The following is a 23112-nucleotide window of genomic DNA, read 5'->3' as shown; positions in this document are numbered from 1 at the left end:
CCGAAGAAAGACGCCGGTCCGGCCATGCCCGGCGGCGGCATGGGCGGTATGGGCGGCATGGACTTCTAGTCGGTCCGACCGACAGCGGTTCTCTAGCTCAGCTAGCGACTACGGCCTCAAGTAGCCCGAAGGGCGGTAGGCCAACGCAAAGCAACAGAGACCTCCGAGGGAAACCTCGGGGGTTTTTGTTTTTGATAGAAGATCTCGTCATCCCGGGACTTGATCCCGGGATCTCGGGTAGACAGACCGCGTCGACACACTGGCGGAGTTCGGCCACCAGGAGATCCCGGGATCAAGTCCCGGGATGATGCGAAAAAGGGCATCGAAAAAGTGACGTGGAGCCTTCGATGGGCCATTGTCGTTATCAGGGGGACGAAACGTCAGGATGATCAGGAGAAGCGCTTTGCGCCTTGTTTATGGAATTGCCGCCGCCGTCTGTCTCGCCTTCCCACTCCAGGCCCAGACGCTCAAAGGTAGCTCGCAGCTCACGTTCAAGGGCGATGATCGGGTTCAGGAAAATACCAGCCTGACCGTTACCCGTTGCGGGGGCGAGGAACGGATTCTGCGTTTGAAGACGGCCATGTCCTGGAACGAGAATGAAAAGGGCGGCGAAGGCAGCGTGAAGCTCGACGTGCTGAAGCCGGGCCAGAAGAAGCCGCTGTTCTCTATCGAACGCAAAGACGCCGTCGGCGCGGCTTTCGACCTCAATTCGCAGAACTGCCTGATGACGGTCGATCTGGGCATCGAGGATCTCTCCTGGTGGGGCGTCTATGATCTGGCCAAAGGTGGCAACCTGTTCGATACGATGGTCCCGCCGCGCAGCTTCTGTCTGGCATCAAAGCGCGAGAATGGTCAGCCGCTTGCCGAATGCGGCTATACCGCCGGTTTCTACGTTCCTTCCGACGATCAGATCGCCCAGCCGGAATATGGTTCCAGGAGCATCGGAAATCTGCTGCTGGCCAAGGGCTTGCAGGTCACGCAGCTGCGTTTCACCGCCGCCAATGACAATCGCGCGCGAGAGCTGCGCAGCTATTGGGACGAGCGCTGGTCGGTCAATCTGGTGGAGAATCTCAACGGTCGCCCCGTCACCTGGGCGGCTTCGAAAACCTTGACCGAACGGCCGCTATCCTTGCGGGTCGAATGGGTGGAGGCGGGATTGGCGGCGATCATTCCGCTGACTGCCGACGGGTTCGATATCGGTCGCGCGACTTTGCCCGATGGCATCAAGGCCGAAGTGCTGAAATAGGCTACCGATCAGTCAGATAGATCAGTTGTGTGCGATTGATCTATCTGACTCATGAGTCAGATCAAAATCTCATCACCCGGGGACTTGATCCCGGGGGTGCTCCGGGATCGATTCGAACAAACAAAAACCTTGTCATCCCGGACTTGATCCGGGATCCGGCCGAAGGCAATTGCATGCCTCTGACGCTATAGACTGGCCATGCTGGCGGCCGGATCCCGGCTCGGAGGCCGGGATGACAGCAAGAGTGGAGATCCCATGGTCAAGCCACGGGATGACGATGGAAACAAAGGTCTCAAGTAAGGCAAAGCCCGATAGGCCGACACAAACAAACTTGGAGATCCCGGTGTGGAGCACCGAGATGACGAGTTAATATCGGGCCGCGCGAGGCCTAGCGCACAGCGTCGAAACGCTCGAACTCGCGATTGACCAATTGGCCGTCGATTTTCTCGACCTTGCGGACATAGACGGTCTGGACGATATCGCGCGTTTCCGCATCGATCATGATCGGACCACGCGGGCTTTCGAACGTCAAGCCGCGCAAGGCCTCCATGATCTTATCGCCATCCAGCGATCCGCTCGTCTTTTCAAGGGCTTTGCCAAGGGCGTTCATCCCGTCATAGGCCGCGACCGACATATAGGAGGGGCGCAGGCTCTTGCCGAACTCTGCCTCATAAGCCGCGACATAGCGGCGATTGGCATCGGACGGATGGGCATAGGAATAGTGATGGGTGGTGACCAGCCCCAACGCGAGGTCGCCCTGACTGGGCAGGAAGCTGTCGTCGGTCGCTTCGCCGGTGGCGATCAGCTTGACGCCCGCAGCCTCCAAACCGCGCTCCTGCCAGACCTTCAGCAGGGCAGTCGGCTGCTCACCGGACGGCAGGAAGAAGAAAGCCGCCTGGGGCTTCAAGTCTTTGATCTTCTGCACAAAGGGCGCGAAGTCCGGGTTGCTGAGCGGCGCGCGCAGGCTTTCGGTCACCGAACCGCCAGCCGCCTTGAAACGCTCGGTAAACGCCTTCTCCGCATCCATGCCGGGGCCATAGTCGGCGACCAGCGTGACTGCGTTCTTGAGGCCCTGGGCCGCCGCCCAATCCCCCATGGGGGCGGAGACCTGCGAGACGGTGAAGGACACGCGGGCGATATAGGGCGACTTGGCCGGTATCGCCGCCGCTGCCGCATTCATCACAATCACAGGCAGCTTGGCCTGAGTTGCGATGGGCGCGATGGCAAGAGCGTTGGGGCTGAAGTCGAGACCGACGATGGCGGCCACCTTATCAACCGTCGCCAATTCGCGAGCATGGCGGGCGGCGAGGGCAGGGTCGGCACCGCTGGTGTCCTTGCGGATCAGCGTCACCGGCTTGCCAGCCAGCAGGCTATTGTTTTCTTTGAGATAAAGCGCGATGCCGTTGTTGATCTGCCGACCATAATCCGCATAGGCGCCGGAATAGGAGGCGATGACCCCGATCCTGATCGGCTCGTTCGCCAAGGCAAGAGAAGAGGCGCCGCTCAAGGTGGCGGCTAGCAAAACGACAGAACGCTGCATGGTGTTAGGCTACCTCGCACCAGACGGGGGTATGGTCGGAAGCTTTCTCCCACCCCCGCGGCGTTTTGTCTATATCGCAGGCAGTCAAACGATCTGCCAGCGCCGGCGACAGCAGCAGATGGTCGATCCGGATGCCGTTATCCTGTGGCCAGGCGCCCGCCTGATAATCCCAGAAGGAATAGGCGCCCGCCCGGTCAGGATGCAGGGCGCGGAAAGCCTCGGTCAGACCAAGGTTTAGGATCGCCCGGAACGCACTGCGGCTCTGGGGCAGGGCAAGAGCATCATTCACCCACTGTTCCGGCCGTTTGGCGTCACGGTTTTCGGGGATGATGTTGAAGTCACCCGCCAGCACAAACGGTACCTCGGACGCCAGCAACTGCTTGGCTCGTTCCTTAAGGCGCGCCATCCAGCGCAGCTTGTAGGGGTATTTCTCGCTCTCGACCGGATTGCCGTTCGGCAGATAGATGCTGGCGACGCGGATACCCTGGACCTCGGCCTCGATATAGCGGGCCTGGAGATCCTCATCCTCACCCGCCAGACCTTTCTGGGTCACGGTGATCGGGTGGGGCGACAGCAGGGCGACGCCGTTATAGGCCTTCTGCCCGCAATATTCGATGTTGTACCCCAGCGCCTGGATCGAAGCGGCCGGGAACTCCTCGGTCTTCAGTTCCTGCAGACACAGAACGTCGGGCCTGTTTTCGGTCAGATAGGTTTCGAGATGGCTTAAACGCGCTTTGACCGAATTGACGTTCCAGGTCGCAATTTTCACATCACACCGGAGAGAAAGAGTTTCCGCAGCCGCAGGATGCCGCCGCCTGCGGGTTTTTTATCTGAAAATAGCTTCCCGACAAGTCTTCGATGAAATCCACCATCGACCCCTTCATCAGGTCAAGGCTGGTTTCGTCGATGACCATCTGAGCATCATTTTTCTGAAAAACCTTATCTTCATCAGAGAGTTCTGAGTCAAAGCTAAAGTTATACTGAAAGCCTGAGCAACCGCCGCCGGTGATCGAAACGCGGAAGCGCGTGTTCGGACCTTCGCTCGACGCGAGCTTGGCAATACGGCGCGCGGCGCTGTCGGAAAGAAGAACGGTGTCGGTTGTTTCGATGGCGCTCATGACAAAGGTCCTTGGGGCGGCGTTCCGCTATATGTGGGGTAGCTTAGCCGGTTCGTCAAATGCCGGGCAATCGCGATTGCGTCTTGGCTGGTGCGCCGTTAGGGTGTGGCCGCGATGCCGAATGACCACAACCTATTGGGCCGTGCCCCCTTTGCCAGCGATCCCAACAGATCGCGCGGGCGGTTGCACGCCGAATCCGGGCCGGGCGAGCGCAGCGCCTTTCAGCGCGACCGCGACCGTATTCTGCATTCCACGGCTTTCCGGCGCCTGCAGTATAAGACTCAGGTCTTCGTCTTCCATGAAGGCGATCACTATCGCACCCGCCTGACCCACAGCCTGGAAGTGGCGCAGGTCGCCCGGTCCTTGGCGCGGGCGCTGAGCCTGGATGAGGATCTGTCGGAGACGCTGGCGCTGGCCCATGATCTGGGTCACACCCCCTTCGGCCATGCGGGCGAGGATGCGCTCGACAAGGTGATGGAGCCCTATGGCGGCTTCGATCACAACGACCAGACTTTCCGGGTGCTGACCCATCTGGAGCGGCGCTATGCCGCTTTCGACGGGCTCAATCTGACCTGGGAAACGCTGGAAGGCACGGTCAAGCACAACGGCCCCGTCAAAGACGCACCGCCGACGATTGCCGCCTTCGACAAACAATGGTCGCTGGATCTCGATGGCTGGGCGTCGGCCGAGGCGCAGGTGGCAGCCCTGTCCGACGATATCGCCTATAATAATCACGATATCGATGACGGGTTACGCGCCGGGCTCTTTACGGTAGAGGATCTGCTGGATCTGCCGCTGGTGGGGCCGGTGTTCCGTCAGGTACGCGCCGAATATCCGGGGCTGAATGGCCAGCGGCTGCGCCATGAGGCGGTGCGTCGTATGATCGCGATCATGATCACCGACGTGCTGACCGAAACCCGCAAGCGTGTCGCCGAGCATAAGCCGCAGAGCGCCGAAGACGTCCGCAATCTGGGCCGGGCGCTGGTGAGCTTTTCGGACGAGATGATCGCCGCCGACAAAGCAGTGAAAGGCTTCCTGTTCCCGCGTATGTACCGCCATTGGCGCGTCAACCGCATGATCGTGAAGGCGCATCGCGTGCTGCAGGAGCTGTTTGGCTTCTTCATCCAGGCGCCGCAGACATTGCCCGATGAATGGCGACGAAGTGTCGCCGACAAAGACCCGACACAAACCGCGCGGATCATCGCCGACTATATCGCCGGAATGACCGACCGCTACGCCCTTGAAGAGCATCAACGACTCTTCGATCTGACCGCAAAGCCCTGAAAAATGACCACACCCAAGCATCTCTTCAAACGTTTCCATGCCGCCGTCCTGGCGGCCGTTTCGTCTCTGATCGCCGAAGGCAAGCTGCCCCAGGGATTGGATGCCAGCCGCGCCGTGGTCGAGCCGCCGCGCGATGCGAGCCATGGCGACATCTCGACCAACGTCGCGATGGTCACGGCCAAGGCCGCAGGCATGAAGCCGCGCGATATCGCGGAACTGGTGTCGGCCAAGCTGCAGGAAAACAAGGATCTGGGCATTGTCGGGGCTTCGGTCGACGGTCCGGGCTTCCTGAACTTCCGGCTGACGAACGATGCCTGGCTGGGCGAGCTCGCAACGGCCTTGAAGATGGGCACCGACTTCGGTCGCAGCGACGATGGCGCGGGCCATACGATCAATGTCGAATATGTCTCGGCCAATCCGACCGGCCCGATGCATGTCGGCCATTGCCGTGGCGCGGTCGTCGGCGATGTGCTGGCGAATCTGCTGGATAAGGCGGGCTACGACGTCATCCGCGAATATTATATCAATGACGCGGGCGCGCAGGTCGATGTGCTCGCACGCTCTGCCTTCCTGCGGTATCGCGAGGCCTTGGGCGAGACTATCGAGATTCCGCCCGGTCTTTATCCCGGTGAGTATCTGAAGCCGGTGGGACAGGCGCTGGCCGAGAAATATGGCCAGTCGCTCCATAACAAGGAGGAGGCCGACTGGCTTCCCGAGGTCCGCGCTTTTGCCATCGATGCCATGATGGCGATGATCCGCCAGGATCTGGCCGACCTGGGCGTCAAACACGACCTCTTCTATTCCGAGCGCAGCCTCGTCGATGCAGGGATGGTGGATGAGGCCCTGAAGGAACTGGAAAGCAAGGGCCTGATCTATGTCGGCGTGCTGGAGCCCCCCAAGGGCAAGACGCCGGACGATTGGGAGCCGCGCCCACAGACACTGTTCAAGGCCAGCGAATTTGGCGATGACGTGGACCGTCCGCTGAAAAAATCCGATGGTAGCTGGACCTATTTTGCCAATGACATCGCGTATCACCTTGAAAAAACTAAGGCTCGCGCTGGTTATGCCTCGCCGTCGACCCTGATCAATATCTGGGGCGCGGACCATGGCGGCTATGTGAAGCGTATGAACGCTGCTGTGAAAGCCTTAACGGGCGGCACTAAGTCGTTGGACGTAAAGCTTTGTCAGCTTGTGAACCTGATGGACAACGGCCAGCCGGTGAAGATGTCCAAGCGGGCTGGCACCTTCGTCACTTTGGCGGATGTTGTTGAGGAAGTGGGCAAGGACGTCGTCCGCTTCATCATGTTGACCCGGAAGAACGACGCCTCGCTTGACTTTGATTATGCAAAGGTTCGGGAGCAGTCGAAGGATAATCCGGTCTGGTACGTGCAATATGCCCATGCCCGGACGTCATCTGTTCTGAAGAAAGCAGCCGATACGTTTTCGCAACAAAGTCTAGATTTTGCGGAATTGGCGAAGTCACACCTCAATCTCTTGACCGATGACGAAGAGATTGCTTTGATACGTCTACTGGCGAGTTGGCCGCGTCTCATTGAGGCTGCGGCCGAAGCGCATGAGCCGCATCGGGTTGCCTTCTATCTGTATGACGTCGCCGCGAGCTACAACGCGCTTCAGCAGAAGGGCAAGTCCGATATGACGATGCGCTTTATCCAGGACGATGCTCCGGATGTTAGCCGGGCGCGTCTTGCGCTTGTCGCCGGTGTGAAAACTGTCATCGCCTCTGGTCTGGCGGTGCTGGGTGTGGAACCGGTAGAGGAAATGCGCTGATGCAGCAGGATTTCGATCCGCGCGATCTGGAACCCGCTCTGACTTCCCAGGAAGCGAGCGGTAGCGGACGCGGCAAACTCATTCCCGCCATGGTGGCTGTGGTCGCCCTGGTCGGCTTCGGTGGCATCGTCTGGTACGCCTATAGCCAGGGCGCCCGCCAGGTTGCCGGGGAAACCGCGCCCCTGATCAAGGCCGATGCCGGTCCGATGAAAGTGAAGCCGGACGATCCCGGCGGTCTTGCGGTTCCCAATCGCGACTCGCTGCTGCTGAATAACCCCGGCCATAGCGATGCGCCGCGTGTCGAGCGCATCCTGCCGTCGCCCGAGCAGCCTTTGCCAGTGCCGCAGCCGCCGGCAGCCGCGCCGACGGAAACCGCCAGCCTGCCGCCCGCCATCGGCGGTTCGCGTCCGCCGGTTGCTGCTCCCGCAGCTCCGCCTGCCGCCGTGGTTCCGGCGCCGCAGACGGTCGCCACCAATTCTCCGCCGCCCAAGCCGGTGGCGCCGCCCGCCGCACCGGCAGCGCAGCCCGTTGCCCTGACGCCTCCGAAGCCTGCACCGGCCCCGGCGGCGGCACCCACCGCGCCGAAGCCGGTTGTCGCGACGCCTGCTCCGGTAGCAGCAGCGCCGGTTGCCTCGATCAAGGGTGCCAAGATCCAGTTGGGCTCGGTCCGTAGTGTCGAGGCCGCCTCGTCCGAATGGGCCAAGCTCCAGCGCACCCACCCCGAACTGGGCAGCCTGTCGATGCAGGCCTCTAAGGTCGATATCGCGGGCAAGGGCACCTTCTATCGCGTTCAGGCTGGGCCGCTGGCCGATGCTGGTGCCGCCAGCCAGCTCTGCGGCTCGCTGAAAGCCAAGAACCAGGATTGCATCGTCGTTCGCTAAGCCCGGCGGATGCGCTATTTACCCGGCGGGCGAGGGCGATCTCTCGTCCGCCGTTTTTTTACCAGATAGTCGGAGTCCGATTTGGACATCGCCGGTTTTTTTTATAACGCCTCCACCTGGATATTCCCGGTTCTGCTGGCATATACCGTTCCCGAAGCTGTTTATGGTTGGGTCGCCTGGCGTCTGGGAGACGACACCGGTCATCGTGAGGGACGGCGGACCTGGAACATCTTCAATCATGTGCATCCGGTCGGAACCGTGCTTCTGCCCGTTGCGATGATCTCGACAGGTGCGCCGCTGCTCTTCGGCTGGGCCAAGCCCATCCCGGTTAATATCAGGCAGATGCATAATCCGGATCGTGATTTGGTGACCCTGTCGTGCGCCCGGCCTGCCACCTGTATTCTGATGGCTTTGCTCGCTGGGTTACTGGCCCATGGGGCTGGGGCTCTACCGGCTGGTGCCGATGCGTGGACGCTTCGGATGTTGGGGAATTTCATCTTCCTCAACCTCATCTTCACGGTCTTCAGCCTGCTTCCGATCCCGCCGACAGATGGGGGGCGTATCGCGGTCGGCCTGTTGCCGCGCAAATGGGGCGCCAAGCTGGCCGAGGTCGAGCCCTATGGCTTTATGATCATCATGGGGATTTTCTTCGTCCTGCCGATGCTGCTGAACGCGATGGGGTTGGCCAATCCCTTCATTTATCTGATCCTTTATCCGGTTATGATGATGCAGGACGCGATCTTCGTCATTACGGGGCACGCCTGATCGATGGATGGCACCAGCCCCTTCGAGGAACCGTTTGAGGAGCGTCGCGAGGAAGACGCGCTGCTCCTTGATCTTGACGGGTTCGAGGGGCCGATCGATCTGTTGCTGACCCTGGCGCGGGAACAGAAGGTCGATCTGGCGAAGATCAAGATCGTGCCGCTGGTCGACCAGTATCTCGCCTTTGTCCGCAAGGTTATCCATAAGCGCCTGGAAGCGGCGGCGGATTATCTGGTGATGGCGGCATGGCTCGCCTATCTCAAAAGCCGCCTGCTGCTGCCCGAACCCGAACAGCCGCCCGGCGACGAGCCGACCGCAGCAGAACTGGCCGAAGCGCTGGCTTTCCAACTGCGCCGCCTGGAGGCGATGCAGCAGATGGGCGCCAAGCTCATGACCCGGCCGCGCCTGGGCGTCGATGTCTTCCCGCGCGGCGGGGACGACAGTCTGCCGGTAACCCTGGTGCCGATCTGGCAGGTAAGTTTCTACGATCTCCTGCGCGCCTATGCTGATCATAAGCAGCGGGGCGATCAAGGTGGGCTGCGGATTGCCGCGACCGAGCTTTATTCGATGGATGAGGCTCTGGAGAGGCTGGAAGCGCTGATCGGCAGGTTGCCCCATTGGGCCGATCTGCTCGCCATGTTACCGGACGACCTGAAAGACACGCTGGTTTATCGCTCTGCCGTTGCCGCGACGTTCCTGGCATCGCTGGAGCTCGCAAAGGGCGGTCGCATCCAGCTGCGCCAGACCGAGATGTTTGGTCCGATCTACCTGAAAAGCGATGGACTTAACGGCACCGACGTGGCGGTACTCCCGGCATGAGTGCTCCACTGCCTGAACGCCTGATCGAAGCTTTGCTGTTTGCCTCCGACACTCCGTTGGGGATCGAGGCTTTGGCTGCGCGGTTGCCCGAAGGGACAGATGTGCGCGCCATCCTGCGCGATCTTGGCCGCTTTTATGAGGGGCGCGGCGTGGCCCTGGTGGAGACCGGCGGCGGCTGGGCTTTCCGCACGGCGGCCGACCTGGGCAGCCTGCTGTCCCTGACCCGGGAGGTGCCGCGCAAACTGTCGCGCGCCGCCGTCGAGGCGCTGGCCATCATCGCCTACCACCAACCGGTCACCCGTGGCGAAGTTGAAGAAATCCGCGGCGTGCAGCTTTCCAAGGGCACGATGGACGTGCTGCTGGAAGCCGGATGGATCAAGCCGCGTGGGCGTCGCATGACGCCGGGGCGGCCGATCACCTGGGGTACGACACCGGGTTTCCTGGATCACTTCGGGCTTACCTCGCTGGACGATCTGCCAGGGGTGGACGAGTTGAAAGCGGCGGGGCTTCTGGACCGGCGGCCGAGTGTGATCGCCATGCGGGCCGAGGAAGCCGATCCGGACCTATTTTCAGGCGACGACAATGAGCCTGCCCAGCAGGATTAGCGCCCCCGGCGTCGGCGCCTGGGGCGGCATTGCCTTCCTGATCGCGGGGCTGGTCGGACTGCCGATCGCCACCGTTCTGCTCTATCTGTTCATCCCGGCCTGGGACGTCTGGAGCCATCTCGCCCAGACGGTTCTGGGCGATTATCTGCTGAACACCCTGGGCCTCATCGTCGGTGTGGCGAGCGGCGTCGCTTTGATCGGCGTCGGGACCGCCTGGCTGGTCACCATGTGCGAGATCCCCGGCCGCCGCTGGCTGGAATGGTTGCTGCTGCTGCCGCTCAGCACGCCCGCCTATGTGGTTGCCTATGCCTATACGGGTCTGTTCGATATCGCGGGGCCGGTGCAGACGGTGCTGCGGTCGCTGACCGGCTGGGAAGTCGGGGATTACTGGTTCCCGGAGATCCGCTCGCTGGGCGGAGCGATCCTGGTGCTGACGCTGGTGCTATATCCTTACGTCTATCTCCTGACCCGCGCTGCATTCATCGAACAATCGGTCTGTGTGCTGGAGGCGGGGCGGGTGCTTGGGCGCCGCCCGGCGCGCTGCTTTTTCGAGATCGCCCTGCCGCTGGCGCGTCCTGCCATCGTGGGCGGGGTGGCGCTGGCCTTGATGGAAAGCCTGTCGGACTTCGGCACCGTGCAATATTTCGCGGTCGATAACTTCACGACCGGCATCTACCGCACATGGCTGGGACTGGGGGAGCAGGCGGCGGCTGTCCAACTGGCTGCGATCTTGCTGCTGTTCGTCCTGCTGTTGCTGGTGCTGGAGCGCCGCTCGCGCCGGGGCGGGGTCCAGCATACGAGCGTGCGCTATCGCGCCTTGCCCCGCTTTACCTTAAGCAAGCGGGCGGGGTGGGGCGCTTTTGCGGTCTGTGCCCTGGTCGTGTTTGTCGGGTTTCTGCAGCCGGTTGGCATGTTGTTAAGCTGGGCCGTGCAGACGGCCCCACAGATGGTCGACGGCCGCTTCTGGAGCGCTACCTGGAACAGTCTGGGCCTAGCTGTCGGTGGGGCTTTGCTGGCTGTCGGCTGCGCGCTGTGCCTGGGGTATGCCCGGCGACTTGCACCGAGCAGGTCGGTTTTCGCTGCCAGCCGGATCGCGAGCCTGGGCTATGCGCTGCCGGGGCTGGTGGTGGCGGTCGGCATTCTGATCCCGCTCGGTTGGCTCGACCAGCAACTCAATGCTGCTTGGGGAACCGGCCTGCTGTTGTCGGGAACGGTGGTCGCGCTGCTGTTCGCCTATACGGTCCGCTTCCTGGCGGTCGCCTATAATGCGGTCGATGCGAGCCTTGCCAAGGTGGCGCCGTCGATGGATATGGCCGCCCGGGCATTGGGGCGAAGCCCGCGCCGGATGCTGATCGAAATCCATACGCCCTTACTTAGGCCGACGCTGCTGGCTGCGGGCCTGCTGGTCTTTGTCGATGTGATGAAGGAACTGCCCGCGACGCTGATCCTGCGGCCGTTCAATTTCGACACCCTGGCCCTGCATATCTATGCCCTGGCTGCCGATGAGCGGCTGGCGGACTGTGCCCCGGCGGCGGTGCTGCTGGTGGCGGTTGGCATTCTGCCCGTCATTCTGCTAAGCCGGGCGCTGGCCGGAGCGAGGCCGGGCCATACCAAGGAAGGACCTTCGTTGTGACGACGCCAGCGCTTGAGATCAACCGCATCGGCCATCGCTATGGGGCCGTGCCCGCTGTGCGCGAGGTGTCGCTGGCGATTGCTCCGGGCGAGGTTGTCTGCCTCGTCGGTCCTTCGGGCTGCGGGAAATCGACGTTGCTGAGATTGGCCGCCGGGCTGGAGACGCTGCAACATGGGCAGGTTTCCTTAGGCGGCGAAGTGGTGGCAGAGGAGGGCGGTCGCCAACTACCGCCGGAAAAGCGCCGCATCGGCCTCGTCTTCCAGGATTACGCGCTCTTCCCCCATCTGACCGTCAGCGAGAATATCGCCTTCGGCCTCGACCGGCTGCCGAAGCCGGACCGGATGCCAGTTGCCGAGGCTTGGCTTGAGCGGATTGGGCTTTCTGCTTATGGCAAGGCCTATCCCCATGCGCTTTCGGGTGGCCAGCAGCAGCGCGTCGCGCTGGCCAGGGCGCTGGCGCCCGAACCGCGTGTCCTGCTGCTCGATGAGCCTTTTTCGGGGCTGGATGCAGGTCTGCGCGATGGGCTGCGCGAGGATACGCTGGGACTTCTGAAGCAGGCCGGAGCGGCGACGCTGATGGTCACCCATGACCCCGAAGAAGCGATGCTGATGGCAGATCGTCTGGCGCTGATGCGGGCTGGACAGATCGAGCAGATCGGCCGTCCCATCGAGCTTTACGCCAAGCCCGCCAGCGCCTTTGTCGCCAGCTTCTTCGGGTCGGTAAACAGGTTCGAGGCGATGGCTTTTGGCGGATCCGTCGAAACGCCATTGGGGCGACTGGCGGCCCCCCTTGGTACCGATGGGAAAGTCGAGGTTTTTGTGCGTCACGAGGCGGTGCATCTGACGGCGGCGACCGAAGGGCAACCCGCAGCGGGCAAGGTGCTCGATGCCCGCACCATCGGCCGCGCCACCATCGTCCGTCTTGCCGTCGACGGCCTGGAGCCGCCCCTGGTTGCCAGGGTGCCGGGCTATTTTGCCGAAAGTGTAGGCGCATCGGTCGGCCTGCAACTCGACCCGTCGCGGATCCATGTTTTTCCCCTCGCTGCCTAGGCCCCTTCCATTGCGACTGCCCCCTGCATCTGCCATAGTCCGCCGCGCGACGTGGGGAGACGTGTGATGGGTATTGGCGTTTGGGAAATTCTGCTGCTGTTGATCGCCGTTGTGCTGATCTTCGGGGCAGGGAAATTGCCCAAGATCATGGGCGATCTCGGCCAATCCGCGCGTGCCCTGAAGACAGGTTTCAAAGGCGAGGGGCAGGAGCCGCCCGCCGATGACGAAAAGCGTAGTTAAGGCGTAAAGACCCGATGTTCGATCTTGCCTGGTCCGAGATTTTGGTGATCGGCGTCGTCGCCCTGGTGGTGATCGGCCCGAAGGATTTACCGGTGCTTCTCCGTAGCGTCGGCCAATGGATCCGCAAGGCCCGTTCGCTGGCCTCCGAGTTCCAGTCCGGTATCGATCAGATGGCTCGCGACGCCGAGATTGCGGATCTGCGCAAGCAGGTGGAACAGGCCAAGGATCTGGCGAGCGGCAAGATCGTCGAAACGCAAAATCTGATCGATCCCGAAGGCGAAATCCGCCGGATGCTCGAAGCCTCGCCCGTCACCCCGGTACCGCCGCCCGAGTTCGATCCCCCGACGACGCCTGAAGGTCCCGAGCTTCCCCAGTCCGATGTGCCGCAAACGGTCGTAGAAACGGCCGAGCCGGTTATTGCCGCCGAGGAACCGACCGAGCCGAAACCGACGCGCAAACGCGCCAAAAAAGAAACTCCGCCTGACTCCGAGGAGCCGACCGTTGGCTGACGAGAGCCTGCCGCCCGCCGCTGACAGCGACGGCGCCGATGAAAGCCGCATGTCCCTGCTGGACCATCTGATCGAACTGCGCAAGCGGCTGATCTGGTCGATGGTCGCCTTCATCATCTGCTTCGGTTTCTGCTACTGGCAGTCGGAACGTATCTTCGCCTTCCTGGCCGACCCCCTGGCCGATGCCTTGGGCGAAGGGCGGCGGCTGATCTATACTGACTTGTTGGAAGCCTTCTTTACGCGGGTCAAGATCTCGATGTGGGCGGCGCTCTTTGTGTCGTTCCCCGTCATCGCCACGCAGATCTGGATGTTCGTCGCCCCGGGCCTCTACAAGAACGAGCGCAATGCCTTCCTGCCGTTCCTGATCGCGACGCCGGTGATGTTCTTCCTGGGCGCCGGCATCCTCTATTATCTGATCCTGCCGCAGGCCTTCCATTTCTTCTTAGGGTTCCAGACCACCGGGCCGGTTGACGGCCTGGGTCTTGCCATCGATTTCGAAGGCAAGATCAGCGAATATCTCTCGCTGATCATGTCGCTGATCTTCGCTTTCGGCCTCAGCTTCGAGCTGCCGGTGCTGCTGACCCTGCTGGCACGTGTTGGCATCGTCAGCGCGGCTGGGCTGGCATCCAAGCGTCGTTACGCCATCGTCGGTGTGTTCGTTTTCGCCGCCGTCGTGACGCCGCCCGATGTGATCAGCCAGGTCAGCCTCGCGATTCCGATGTGGGGGCTTTACGAGATTTCGATCCTTTGCGCGCGCCTCATCGAAAAGAAGCGTCGCGAGAAGGAAGAGGCCGAGGATGCCGACGCGGGTCTGTGACGAATAAATGATCTGGCGTTGATGGACGTGGGGCGTCCACATCCAGTATAGTCCGCGACGGAGTTCGCTAGGGTTAGTTTTGGGGCTGTTAGAGTAATGCACGATATCGCTTTTATCCGGACCAACCCTGACGCATTCGACAGTGCCCTAAAGAAACGCGGCCTTGCCCCGCTGAGTGCTGCGATCCTGGCCGTCGATACCGACCGTCGTGCCTGCATCGTGGAAACCGAGACCGCCCAGTCTCGTCGCAACGAAGCCTCCAAGCTGATCGGCGAAGCCAAGCGCACCGGCGGCAATGCCGATGCTCTGATGGCTGAAGTCGCAGAGCTGAAAGAGCGCCTGCCTGCCCTGCAGGAGAAGGAAAAGGCACTACAGCATCAGCTTGACGAGATGCTGTCGGCGATCCCGAACCTGCCCGTGGAGGAGGTTCCGTTGGGCGAGGATGAGACGGGTAACGTCCAGATCCGCCAGATCGGCACTGTCAGGAATTACGCCTTCACGCCCAAGGAACATTTCGCCCTGGGTGAAGCCTGGGGAACGATGGATTTTGAGCGCGCGGCAAAGCTTTCTGGCTCGCGCTTCGTCGTGCTCCACGGCCAGCTTGCACGCCTAGAGCGCGCGCTTGGTAATTTCATGCTGGATATCCACACAACGGAATTCGGCTATAACGAGACGACGGTTCCGCTGCTGGTGCGCGACGATGCCATGTATGGCACCGGCCAACTGCCGAAATTCAAAGACGATCTGTTCCAGACGACCGATGGCCGCTGGCTCATCCCGACCGCCGAGGTTTCGCTGACCAATCTGGTCGCTGACAGCATTCTGGACGAAGAGGCGCTGCCGCTGCGCTTCACGGCCTGGAGCCAGTGTTTCCGCTCGGAAGCCGGTTCGGCTGGGCGTGATACTCGCGGCATGATCCGCCAGCATCAGTTCCCCAAGGTCGAGCTTGTGTCGATCACCCATCCGGAAAAATCGGATGAGGAACACGAGCGCATGACCGAGGCGGCTGAAACCGTGCTGAAGCGGTTGGAACTGACCTATCGCACGATGGTGCTCTGCACCGGCGATATGGGCTTCTCCTCGCGCAAGACCTATGACATTGAGGTCTGGCTGCCGGGGCAGGGGGCTTACCGCGAGATTTCCTCCTGCTCCAACTGCGGAGACTTCCAGGCTCGCCGCATGAAGGCGCGCTTCCGTCCCCAGGGCGAGAAGTCGACTCGCTTCGTCCATACCTTGAATGGCTCGGGCATGGCGATTGGCCGTGCCATGGTCGCCATTCTCGAAAACTATCAGCAGGAAGACGGGTCGGTCGCGATCCCGGCGGCGCTGCAGCCCTATATGGGCGGCCTGAAGGTCATCGGCCGGTGAGTGGCGACCCTTCTATCGGCTTTTATCCGCCGCTTTCGCTCGACGGTTCACGCATTCTGCTGTCCAACGATGACGGGGTGAATGCGCCCGGCATCAAGGTGCTGCATAAGATCGCCAAATCCTTGAGCAAGGATGTCTGGGTCTGCGCACCTGAGGTTGAGCAGAGTGGGGCGGGGCATAGCCTGACCCTGCGCCGTCCACTGCGGATCCATAAACACGGCCTGAAGCGCTATGCCGTCGATGGCACGCCGACCGATTCGGTGCTGCTGGGCATCCGCGAGCTGTTGAAAGACAAGAAGCAGCCGACGTTGCTGCTGTCCGGCGTCAATCGCGGGGCCAACCTTGCCGAAGACGTGCATTACTCCGGCACCGTGGCGGCTGCCATGGAGGGGACCTTGCTGGGTGTGCCGTCTGTTGCCCTGTCGCAGATGGTTCGCCGTGGCGTCGATCCGAACTGGGCGGTTGCCGAGACATTTGCCCCCGACATCATCCGCAAGCTGCTGACGATCCAATGGTCGCAGGGCGTGCTGATGAACATCAATTTTCCCGATTGCGATCCGGCCGAGGTCAAGGGCGTGCGCTTTGCCCGCCAGGGATCGCGCAAGATCGGCGAACAGTTGGGTAAGCGCGTCGATATGCGGGGCGAGCCCTATTATTGGATCGGCCCAATCTCCGAGGACCTGCATTATCCCGAAGGCACCGACGTCGGTCTGATCGCGGATGGCTATGTCACGATTACGCCCCTGCAGGTCGACCTGACGGATGGCCCGACCGCCAAGTCGCTGGCGAAGGTGTTCGGATGAGCGTTGACGATATCGTCGCCCGCCGCGCCCGCCTGCTCGCCAATCTGGCCGAGAATGGGGTGACGGACGACAAGGTGCTGACGGCGGTTGCGCGTGTCCCGCGCGAGCTTTTCATTCCGCCGACCTTCCGCGAACATTCCTACGAGAATACGGCGCTGCCCATCGGTCATGGCCAGACCATCAGCCAGCCCCAGGTGGTTGCGCAGATGACCCAGGCCTTGCAGCTCAATGACCGCATGAAGGTGCTGGAGATCGGCACCGGCTCGGGCTATCAGACCGCCGTTCTGGCCTACCTCTGCCGCCGGGTCTATACGATCGAGCGGCATAAGCCGTTGCTGGCCGAGGCCGAACTGCGGCTGGCGACCCTGCGGCTGCATAATTACACGGCCCGCCACGGCGACGGCACCATGGGCTGGCCGGAACAGGCACCCTTCGACCGCATCATCGTAACGGCCGCCGCCGATACTGAAGTGCCGCTGCCGCTGCTCAATCAATTGACCGTAGGCGGCATCATGGTGGTGCCGGTGGCGCGCAGCCCCATCGACCAGCGTCTGCTGACCGTGACCCGCACCATCGATGGGGTAGAAGTCGAGGATCTGGGGCCGGTGCGTTTTGTGCCGCTGGTGTCGGAAACGCTCGAACCTTCGTCTCCGCAAAGCGTGGCAAAAGCCTTGTCGCGCCTCAGCCAACCGCGCCGGTGACACCGATGAGGAAACGGCTTCACATTCTGTCACTCTCGAGCATGCTGCTCGTGGCGGGGTGCGATTCCGTTCAGGATTACTTCGGTCGCGCGCCAGACGAGCCGGTTCGCCCCAGCGTTGTCGTGCCGCCCAGCGCGGTCAAGGGTAGCTATATCGTTCAGCGGGGCGATACGGTCTATCAACTGGCTCGCGATCAGAATGTGCCGGTGCGCGCGATTATCGAGGCCAACCGCCTTGAGGCGCCCTATATTCTGCTGATCGGCCAGCGCCTGGAGATCCCGCGCGCCCGCACTCATACGGTGGCACGGGGCGAGACCCTTTACGCGGTATCGCGCAAATATGGCGTCGACGTCTCCAGCCTCGTCAAAAGCAATAATATCCCGGCGCCCTATGTCCTGAAGGTCGGTCAGACCCTGACGCTGCCTGCGGGTGTCGCCACCGAAGACGGCAAGGCGCCGCCAGCCTCTCCGCCGCTGGTCGCCTCGGCGCCGCCCCAGCCGATCTCCTCGGTTCCGGTCGCATCCGGCGCTCAGACAGGCTCGAGCATTGAAGTGGCGCCCTTGGCTCCGCCGACCAGCGCTAATGCTACAGCAAACCCGACCGTTGTCCCGGCAACCCCGGCTCCGGTCACGACAGCGCCTGTCCCGGCGACGCCCGCACCACAGCCGCAGCCCGCCGTGGCCCCGCCTCAGCCGGTGGCGCCCGCACCGGTAACAGTTGCTCCGGCTCCGGTCACGCAGCCTGCTCCGGCAACGGCATCTACGCCTGCTGCTGCTCCGACCCCGATCACGCCGCCGACACCGGCCAAACCGCCTGAGCCTGCCAAGGTCGAACCTCCGGCAAGCCCGGCTCCGGCGGTTGCCGCTGCGCCATCACCCGAAGTGGCCAAACCCACGGAACCGGCAACGCCGGTTCCCTCGGTCGAGCCGCCGGCGACCCCGGCGACCCCGAAGCCCAAGGGCGATACGGTCGCGGTTCTGGCGACACCGCCAGCCCGTGGCGGGCGCACTTTCCAATGGCCGGTTACCGGGCGCGTTATCGCGACCTATGGCGAAATGGGCTCCGGCCTGCGGAACGATGGTCTGAATATCGCCGCCAACAAGGGTACGCCAGTGCGGGCGGCGGAAAATGGCGTCGTCGTCTATGCGGGCGACGAAATCAAGGGCTTCGGCAATCTGCTGCTGATCCGCCATGCCGATGGTTTCACCACGGCCTATGCCCATTGCGACGCGCTGCTGGTAAATCGCGGCGATACCATCCGTCGCGGCCAGGTCATCGCCAGGGTAGGCGATACCGGCCATGTCTCGAGGCCGCAGCTGCATTTCGAGATCCGAAAAGGGACCCAGGCGGTCGATCCGCAGGAGTATCTCAGCCGCCCGAACGCCTTGCTTCCGGGTTCAGTCCCAGGCGAGACGCCGACAGCCACGGCTCCACCGGCGGGTTAGCGTTTGCAACGGCCGTTGTGGCCGTTATAGTCCCGCCCCATCTTCATACGTGAACTACAGTATCCAAGGGAGTTCCCATGTTCATTTCCTCTGCCTACGCGCAGGATGCCGCTGCTGCTGCCGGTTCGGCTGGCGTTGCGGGTCTCGTGACCCAGTTTGCGCCGCTCGTTCTGATCTTCGTCGTGTTTTATTTCCTGCTGATCCGTCCGCAGCAGAAGAAGATGAAGGCCCACCGTGAACTGCTGGCTTCCGTGCGTCGCGGCGATAAGGTCGTCACCACCGGCGGCATCTTCGCATCGGTCCATAAGGTCGAAGGCGACAACGAGCTGGTCCTGGAAATCGCACCGAACGTGCACATTAAGGTTCTGCGTCAGGCGATCAGCGAAGTCATTTCGAAGACCGAGCCTGCCAAGGAAAAGGCCGAAGACAAGAAAGACGCGGCTGCTAGCTAAACAGCCGTCTTCTTAGGTTCGGCTTTTATACGGAATACGCCACCGATGACCCAATTCCCACGTTGGAAGATCTGGACGATCTATATCGTCTGCCTGGGAGCGCTGCTGCTCAGCATTCCCAACTTCATTCCTGCCGATAAGCTGAAGGGGCTGCCAAGCTTCATTCCGACCCGGCAGGTCAGTCTAGGCCTCGATCTTCAGGGCGGTATGCACCTGATGTTGAAGGTCGACCTGGATACCGTGGTGCAAGACAGGCTGGCATCGGTGGCGGAAACCCTGCGCGGCGATCTGCGCAAGGCCAATATCGCCTATACCTCGATCAATCCCGAGGCCAACCGGATCGTTGTCGGCGTCAGGGCCGAGGTGGACCGCGCTGCCGCCATCACCGCCATCCGCACGGCGGATGAGGAAGTCGATGCGGTTGCCGAAGGCGATAATCTGATCGTCACCATGCGTCCGCAGGCGCTGCAGCTGCGCCGTCAGGCCGCTGTCCAGCAGTCCATCGAGATCGTCCGCCGCCGTGTCGACGAAACCGGGACGAAGGAAACCAGCATCCAGCAGCAGGGCGCCGATCGCATCGTCGTTCAGCTTCCGGGTGTGAATGACCGCGAGCAGATCAAGAACCTGCTGAACACCACGGCCAAGCTGACCTTCCGCATGGTCGACGGCATGGTCTCGGCCGAAGAAGCCAAGCGTCAGCGTCCGCCCGCCGGTGCCGATTTCCTGCATCCGGACGAGAAGGACGAGCGGGCTGCCGGTATCGTCTATGTCGTGCGCAAGCGCGTGCTGGTCTCCGGCGATAACCTCGTCGATGCCCAGCCGAGCTTCCAGGACGGGCAGGCGGTCGTTTCCTTCCGCTTCGACAGCCTGGGCGGCAAGCGTTTTGCCGATGCGACCACCGAGAATGTCGGCCGTCCGTTTGCGGTCGTGCTCGATAACAAAGTCATCTCCGCCCCGAATATCCGCGAACCGATCACCGGTGGCCGCGGCATCATTTCGGGCAGCTTCACCACCCAGTCGGCCAATGATCTCGCCGTGCTCCTGCGCGCCGGTGCACTGCCTGCGCCGATGATCATCGTCGAAGAACGCACCGTCGGTCCGGACCTGGGTGCCGATGCTATCCGCGCCGGTATCTATTCGATCCTGGTCGGCCTGTCGCTGGTCGTCGCCTATATGATCGCCGCCTATGGCCGCTTCGGCGTCTATGCGGTTGTCGCCCTGGTCTTCAACCTGATCATCACCCTGGCCGTACTGTCGTTGTTGCAGGCAACGTTGACGCTGCCGGGTATGGCGGGCCTGCTGATCGCGGTCGGCCTGTCGGTCGACGCCAACATCCTGATCAACGAGCGTATCCGTGAAGAAACCATCGCCGGACGATCCGCGATCTCGGCGATCTCGGCCGGTTTCGACCGCGCTTATTCGACCATCTTCGATGCCAACGTGACGGCATTGATCAAGATGTTCCTGCTGTATTTCTTCGGCTCGGGACCGGTCAAAGGCTTTGCCGTCACCACCGGCATCGGCATCCTGACCTCCATGTTCACCGCGACGGTCATCGTTCGCTATCTAGTGGCGAACTGGTATCACCGCCGCCGCCCGACCAAGCTGTCGGTCTGACCGGTCGCTGGAGACAAAGACATGTATCGTTTGCGGTTCATCAAGGACAATACGCGCATCCAGTTTATGCGCGGCCGTTTCCTCGGCGTGGCGACCTCGGCCATTCTGAGCCTGATCTCGGTTGTCCTGTTCTTCCATCCGGGCCTGAATTACGGCGTCGACTTCCGGGGCGGCATCGTCATCGAAGCCGCCTTCCAGCAGAAGCCGGAATTCACGGCCGTCCGCGAGACCCTCAGCCATCTGAACCTCGGTCAGGTGGGCCTGCAGGAAATCGGCGGCAGCAACGCTGTCACCATCCGCGTCGAGCGCCAGGAAGGCGGCGACGAGGCCCAGCAGGTGGCGGTCAATGCCGTCCGTGCAGCGCTGGCCAAGGATTTTGCCGGTTCGACCTTGCAGCGTGTCGATGCGGTCGGCGCGACCGTTTCGGCTGAACTGATGGCCAACGGCATGATGGCGCTCGGCTTCTCGATGCTCGCCATGCTGGCCTATATCTGGTTCCGATTCGAATGGCAGTTCGGTATCGGCGCGGTCGTGACGCTGCTGCTCGACGTCACCAAGACCGTTGGCTTCTACGTCATCATGGATTTTCAGTTCAACCTGAGCTCCATCGCCGCGATCCTCGCGATCATGGGCTATTCGATCAACGATAAAGTCGTGGTCTATGACCGCGTGCGCGAGAACCTGCGCCGCTATAAGTCGATGCCCCTGCGCGAACTGATCGATCTGTCGATCAACGAGACGCTGAACCGTACCGTCGGCACCTCGCTGGCAGCCTTCCTGTCGGCGCTGCCACTGGTGATCTATGGCGGCGAGGCCTTGCGGGAATTCTCGATCGTCATGCTGTTCGGCATCGTGATCGCGACCACCTCGTCGATCTTCATCGCCGCCCCGGTGCTGCTGTTCCTGGGTGAAAAGCAACTGCGTCGGTCGGCTTCCGAAGTCGAAGGCGCAGAAGCCGACGCAGCGCCCGAGGCAAAATAATGGACGTCACCCCCGTCATTCCCGCTGGCCGTCAGGTCATCGAACGTTATGGCGAGGGTCGCTTCAAGGTGACGGGTCAGGTGTGGGAGGGATCGATCCTGGTCCGTCCCACTCGGACCCTGTCGCTGGCGGCGAAGGATTTTGCCGGCCTGGATATCGATGGTCTGAAGCCGATCTTCGAGGCGGATCCGGAGCCGCTGGAAATCCTGCTGATCGGCTGCGGTCCACGCATGGCGATGATCCCGCCTACGCTGCGGGCGGCCGTCAAGGCCATGGGCCCCGCCATCGATGCGATGGATACAGGCGCTGCCAGCCGCACCTATAATGTGCTGATGAGCGAAGGGCGACGGGTTGCCGCCGCCCTGATCGCCGTTACTTAAGGGGCGCCACGGCGGCATTCGCCGCCAGTTGCTCCGCCGATAGGCAGACAGGTTCCGGCTGCCTCAGACTTCCGATGAAATCCGCGATCCTGGCCTGACTGTTCGTCAGGTTGATCAGCCCGCGCGCTTCGGCTTGCAGGATTGCTTCGGCCTGGGCGATTGCCGTGCCAGTATCGGCCTGGGCTGCGCAGAGGCAGAGGAGATCGCACCCAGCCGATAGGGCGGCAACCGCGCCATCAGGCTCGCCGAACCAGGAAGAAATGGCTTTCATCCCCAGGTCGTCGGTGCAGATCAGGCCTTTAAAGTCCAAGCCCTGACGCAGCAAGCCCCGCAGGATCATCGGGGCCAGGGTGGCGGGAATGCCCGGCTGAATACGCGGAAAGAGGATATGGGCGGTCATGACCATCGGCACGCCTGCCTTGACGATCTGCCGGAAGGGGATCAATTCCCGCGCCTCAAGCTCATCAAGGGTGAGGTTCAAGGTCGGCAGCGACAGATGGCTGTCGACGGAGGTGTCGCCATGCCCCGGAAAATGTTTGGCACAGCCCCGCACGCCCGCACTTTCCAGACCTTGCCAATAGGCTGTGGCAGCATCGGCCACCTCCTGCGGATCGCGCCCGAAAGAGCGGTCGCCGATGACCGGGTTATCCGGGTTGCTGTCGATATCGCAGACGGGGGCGAAGGATAGGTTGAAGCCCAGGGACGTCAACTCCCGCCCATGGGCGGCCCCGACAGTACCGGCGGCGCTGCCCCAATGGCGGGCGGCGGCAAAGCGGGTGATGGGGGCGGGGGTGCGTTGGACGCGCCCGCTTTCATGGTCGATGGAGACGACGATATCCGGACGCCCGATCACCCGGCGCACATCGGCCAGCAGCTTGGACAGCCGCGCCACCCAGGCCTCGTACGGCGCCTCATGGTCGAAGTTGCCCTTGAACAGCACGACCCCGGCAGGCTTCAGCCGCGCCAATAGCTTGGCGTCATGGTCGGTGAGGTCAGGGGAGGGTTGGAGGCCGATCAGGAAGTGTCGGCCAGCACGGGAAAAATCGCTCATGAATGCCATCTAGCCTCTACCTG

At 62.3% G+C, this 23112-nt stretch carries 24 protein-coding genes; 20 read left to right on the top strand and 4 right to left on the bottom strand.

The annotated features are described in order from the left end of the window. Positions 1–403: 403 nt before the first annotated feature. A complete protein-coding gene (locus ACFSM5_RS07000; RefSeq protein WP_379875588.1) occupies positions 404–1246 on the top strand; it encodes a hypothetical protein in 843 nt (280 codons plus the stop codon). A gap of 388 nt (positions 1247–1634) precedes the next feature. On the opposite strand, the gene ACFSM5_RS06995 is transcribed toward ACFSM5_RS07000, so the two are convergent. Genes ACFSM5_RS06995 through erpA form a run of 3 tightly spaced genes read right to left on the bottom strand, consistent with a single transcriptional unit; the run spans position 1635 to position 3904 of the window. Next, positions 1635–2786 carry an ABC transporter substrate-binding protein gene (locus ACFSM5_RS06995; RefSeq protein ID WP_379875587.1) on the bottom strand — a complete coding sequence of 384 codons (1152 nt, stop codon included), beginning with the start codon at positions 2784–2786 and terminating at the stop codon, positions 1635–1637. Positions 2787–2790: 4 nt separating this feature from the next. Then, positions 2791–3555, bottom strand: coding sequence for an exodeoxyribonuclease III (gene xth, locus ACFSM5_RS06990; protein ID WP_379875586.1), 765 nt, complete (start codon positions 3553–3555; stop codon positions 2791–2793). A gap of 1 nt (position 3556) precedes the next feature. Continuing rightward, entirely contained in the window at positions 3557–3904 is a 348-nt protein-coding gene (gene erpA, locus ACFSM5_RS06985) for an iron-sulfur cluster insertion protein ErpA (RefSeq protein WP_379875585.1), read from the bottom strand. A gap of 114 nt (positions 3905–4018) precedes the next feature. Between erpA and ACFSM5_RS06980 the strand changes: the two genes are divergently transcribed. The 19 genes from ACFSM5_RS06980 (at position 4019) to ACFSM5_RS06890 (ending at position 22038) form a co-directional block, all read left to right on the top strand. After that, positions 4019–5188, top strand: a complete 1170-nt coding sequence (locus tag ACFSM5_RS06980) for a deoxyguanosinetriphosphate triphosphohydrolase (RefSeq protein ID WP_379875584.1) — start codon at positions 4019–4021, stop codon at positions 5186–5188. 3 nt (positions 5189–5191) lie between these two features. Further along, positions 5192–6976 carry an arginine--tRNA ligase gene (argS, locus tag ACFSM5_RS06975; protein WP_379875583.1) on the top strand — a complete coding sequence of 595 codons (1785 nt, stop codon included), beginning with the start codon at positions 5192–5194 and terminating at the stop codon, positions 6974–6976. Beyond that, positions 6976–7857, top strand: a complete 882-nt coding sequence (locus ACFSM5_RS06970) for an SPOR domain-containing protein (protein ID WP_379875582.1) — start codon at positions 6976–6978, stop codon at positions 7855–7857. The genes argS and ACFSM5_RS06970 overlap by 1 nt, the downstream gene beginning before the upstream one ends. An 81-nt stretch (positions 7858–7938) precedes the next feature. Further along, positions 7939–8622, top strand: coding sequence for a site-2 protease family protein (locus ACFSM5_RS06965; RefSeq protein WP_379875581.1), 684 nt, complete (start codon positions 7939–7941; stop codon positions 8620–8622). Between the two features lie 3 nt (positions 8623–8625). Then, positions 8626–9438, top strand: coding sequence for a segregation and condensation protein A (locus ACFSM5_RS06960; protein WP_379875580.1), 813 nt, complete (start codon positions 8626–8628; stop codon positions 9436–9438). Further along, positions 9435–10043, top strand: coding sequence for an SMC-Scp complex subunit ScpB (gene scpB / locus ACFSM5_RS06955; RefSeq protein WP_379875579.1), 609 nt, complete (start codon positions 9435–9437; stop codon positions 10041–10043). The genes ACFSM5_RS06960 and scpB overlap by 4 nt, the downstream gene beginning before the upstream one ends. After that, positions 10021–11676: an ABC transporter permease gene (locus ACFSM5_RS06950; RefSeq protein WP_379875578.1), complete on the top strand. Its 1656-nt coding sequence runs from the start codon at positions 10021–10023 to the stop codon at positions 11674–11676. The genes scpB and ACFSM5_RS06950 overlap by 23 nt, the downstream gene beginning before the upstream one ends. Next, entirely contained in the window at positions 11673–12725 is a 1053-nt protein-coding gene (locus ACFSM5_RS06945) for an ABC transporter ATP-binding protein (RefSeq protein ID WP_379875577.1), read from the top strand. The genes ACFSM5_RS06950 and ACFSM5_RS06945 overlap by 4 nt, the downstream gene beginning before the upstream one ends. A 66-nt stretch (positions 12726–12791) precedes the next feature. Continuing rightward, a complete protein-coding gene (locus tag ACFSM5_RS06940) occupies positions 12792–12965 on the top strand; it encodes a twin-arginine translocase TatA/TatE family subunit (protein ID WP_379875576.1) in 174 nt (57 codons plus the stop codon). Positions 12966–12979: 14 nt separating this feature from the next. Continuing rightward, the gene (gene tatB, locus ACFSM5_RS06935; protein ID WP_379875575.1) at positions 12980–13474 is read left to right on the top strand and encodes a Sec-independent protein translocase protein TatB; all 495 of its coding nucleotides are present in this window, start codon (positions 12980–12982) and stop codon (positions 13472–13474) included. After that, positions 13467–14291, top strand: a complete 825-nt coding sequence (tatC, locus tag ACFSM5_RS06930) for a twin-arginine translocase subunit TatC (protein WP_417498515.1) — start codon at positions 13467–13469, stop codon at positions 14289–14291. The genes tatB and tatC overlap by 8 nt, the downstream gene beginning before the upstream one ends. Before the next feature lie 96 nt (positions 14292–14387). Further along, complete coding sequence (gene serS / locus ACFSM5_RS06925; RefSeq protein WP_379875574.1) at positions 14388–15659, top strand: serine--tRNA ligase; 1272 nt, start codon at positions 14388–14390, stop codon at positions 15657–15659. After that, a complete protein-coding gene (surE, locus tag ACFSM5_RS06920; RefSeq protein ID WP_379875573.1) occupies positions 15656–16462 on the top strand; it encodes a 5'/3'-nucleotidase SurE in 807 nt (268 codons plus the stop codon). The genes serS and surE overlap by 4 nt, the downstream gene beginning before the upstream one ends. Continuing rightward, complete coding sequence (locus tag ACFSM5_RS06915; protein ID WP_379875572.1) at positions 16459–17163, top strand: protein-L-isoaspartate(D-aspartate) O-methyltransferase; 705 nt, start codon at positions 16459–16461, stop codon at positions 17161–17163. The genes surE and ACFSM5_RS06915 overlap by 4 nt, the downstream gene beginning before the upstream one ends. 5 nt (positions 17164–17168) lie before the next feature. Then, positions 17169–18608 carry a peptidoglycan DD-metalloendopeptidase family protein gene (locus ACFSM5_RS06910; RefSeq protein ID WP_379875571.1) on the top strand — a complete coding sequence of 480 codons (1440 nt, stop codon included), beginning with the start codon at positions 17169–17171 and terminating at the stop codon, positions 18606–18608. Between the two features lie 77 nt (positions 18609–18685). Next, the gene (gene yajC, locus ACFSM5_RS06905) at positions 18686–19060 is read left to right on the top strand and encodes a preprotein translocase subunit YajC (RefSeq protein WP_379875570.1); all 375 of its coding nucleotides are present in this window, start codon (positions 18686–18688) and stop codon (positions 19058–19060) included. A 45-nt stretch (positions 19061–19105) separates the two neighbouring features. After that, positions 19106–20677 (top strand): protein translocase subunit SecD, encoded by a 1572-nt coding sequence (gene secD / locus ACFSM5_RS06900; protein WP_379875569.1) that lies wholly within the window; start codon positions 19106–19108, stop codon positions 20675–20677. Between the two features lie 21 nt (positions 20678–20698). Continuing rightward, complete coding sequence (gene secF, locus ACFSM5_RS06895; protein ID WP_379875568.1) at positions 20699–21658, top strand: protein translocase subunit SecF; 960 nt, start codon at positions 20699–20701, stop codon at positions 21656–21658. Further along, positions 21658–22038 (top strand): Mth938-like domain-containing protein, encoded by a 381-nt coding sequence (locus tag ACFSM5_RS06890; protein WP_379875567.1) that lies wholly within the window; start codon positions 21658–21660, stop codon positions 22036–22038. Before secF ends, ACFSM5_RS06890 begins: the two co-directional genes overlap by 1 nt. Here the strand turns inward: ACFSM5_RS06890 and nagZ are convergent. Then, on the bottom strand, positions 22031–23089 hold the full coding sequence (gene nagZ / locus ACFSM5_RS06885; RefSeq protein ID WP_379875566.1) for a beta-N-acetylhexosaminidase: 1059 nt from the start codon (positions 23087–23089) through the stop codon (positions 22031–22033). The two genes, ACFSM5_RS06890 and nagZ, sit on opposite strands and share 8 nt — an antisense overlap. Positions 23090–23112: the final 23 nt, after the last annotated feature.

The sequence above is a fragment of the Lacibacterium aquatile genome, assembly GCF_042683105.1.
Lineage (GTDB): Bacteria > Pseudomonadota > Alphaproteobacteria > Elsterales > Elsteraceae > Lacibacterium > Lacibacterium aquatile.
The sequence above is the reverse complement of the archived record's forward strand: the minus strand, read 5'-3'. Positions and strand labels throughout refer to the sequence as shown.

Bases quoted from the DNA above. Each gene is read 5' to 3' on its own strand.
- ACFSM5_RS06995 (WP_379875587.1), bottom strand. From the start codon at position 2,786: ATGCAGCGTTCTGTCGTTTTGCTAGCCGCCACCTTGAGCGGCGCCTCT.
- erpA (WP_379875585.1), bottom strand. From the start codon at position 3,904: ATGAGCGCCATCGAAACAACCGACACCGTTCTTCTTTCCGACAGCGCC.
- ACFSM5_RS06980 (WP_379875584.1), top strand. From the start codon at position 4,019: ATGCCGAATGACCACAACCTATTGGGCCGTGCCCCCTTTGCCAGCGAT.
- argS (WP_379875583.1), top strand. From the start codon at position 5,192: ATGACCACACCCAAGCATCTCTTCAAACGTTTCCATGCCGCCGTCCTG.
- ACFSM5_RS06970 (WP_379875582.1), top strand. From the start codon at position 6,976: ATGCAGCAGGATTTCGATCCGCGCGATCTGGAACCCGCTCTGACTTCC.
- ACFSM5_RS06960 (WP_379875580.1), top strand. From the start codon at position 8,626: ATGGATGGCACCAGCCCCTTCGAGGAACCGTTTGAGGAGCGTCGCGAG.
- scpB (WP_379875579.1), top strand. From the start codon at position 9,435: ATGAGTGCTCCACTGCCTGAACGCCTGATCGAAGCTTTGCTGTTTGCC.
- ACFSM5_RS06950 (WP_379875578.1), top strand. From the start codon at position 10,021: ATGAGCCTGCCCAGCAGGATTAGCGCCCCCGGCGTCGGCGCCTGGGGC.
- ACFSM5_RS06940 (WP_379875576.1), top strand. From the start codon at position 12,792: ATGGGTATTGGCGTTTGGGAAATTCTGCTGCTGTTGATCGCCGTTGTG.
- tatB (WP_379875575.1), top strand. From the start codon at position 12,980: ATGTTCGATCTTGCCTGGTCCGAGATTTTGGTGATCGGCGTCGTCGCC.
- serS (WP_379875574.1), top strand. From the start codon at position 14,388: ATGCACGATATCGCTTTTATCCGGACCAACCCTGACGCATTCGACAGT.
- ACFSM5_RS06915 (WP_379875572.1), top strand. From the start codon at position 16,459: ATGAGCGTTGACGATATCGTCGCCCGCCGCGCCCGCCTGCTCGCCAAT.
- ACFSM5_RS06910 (WP_379875571.1), top strand. From the start codon at position 17,169: ATGAGGAAACGGCTTCACATTCTGTCACTCTCGAGCATGCTGCTCGTG.
- yajC (WP_379875570.1), top strand. From the start codon at position 18,686: ATGTTCATTTCCTCTGCCTACGCGCAGGATGCCGCTGCTGCTGCCGGT.
- secD (WP_379875569.1), top strand. From the start codon at position 19,106: ATGACCCAATTCCCACGTTGGAAGATCTGGACGATCTATATCGTCTGC.
- secF (WP_379875568.1), top strand. From the start codon at position 20,699: ATGTATCGTTTGCGGTTCATCAAGGACAATACGCGCATCCAGTTTATG.
- ACFSM5_RS06890 (WP_379875567.1), top strand. From the start codon at position 21,658: ATGGACGTCACCCCCGTCATTCCCGCTGGCCGTCAGGTCATCGAACGT.
- nagZ (WP_379875566.1), bottom strand. From the start codon at position 23,089: ATGAGCGATTTTTCCCGTGCTGGCCGACACTTCCTGATCGGCCTCCAA.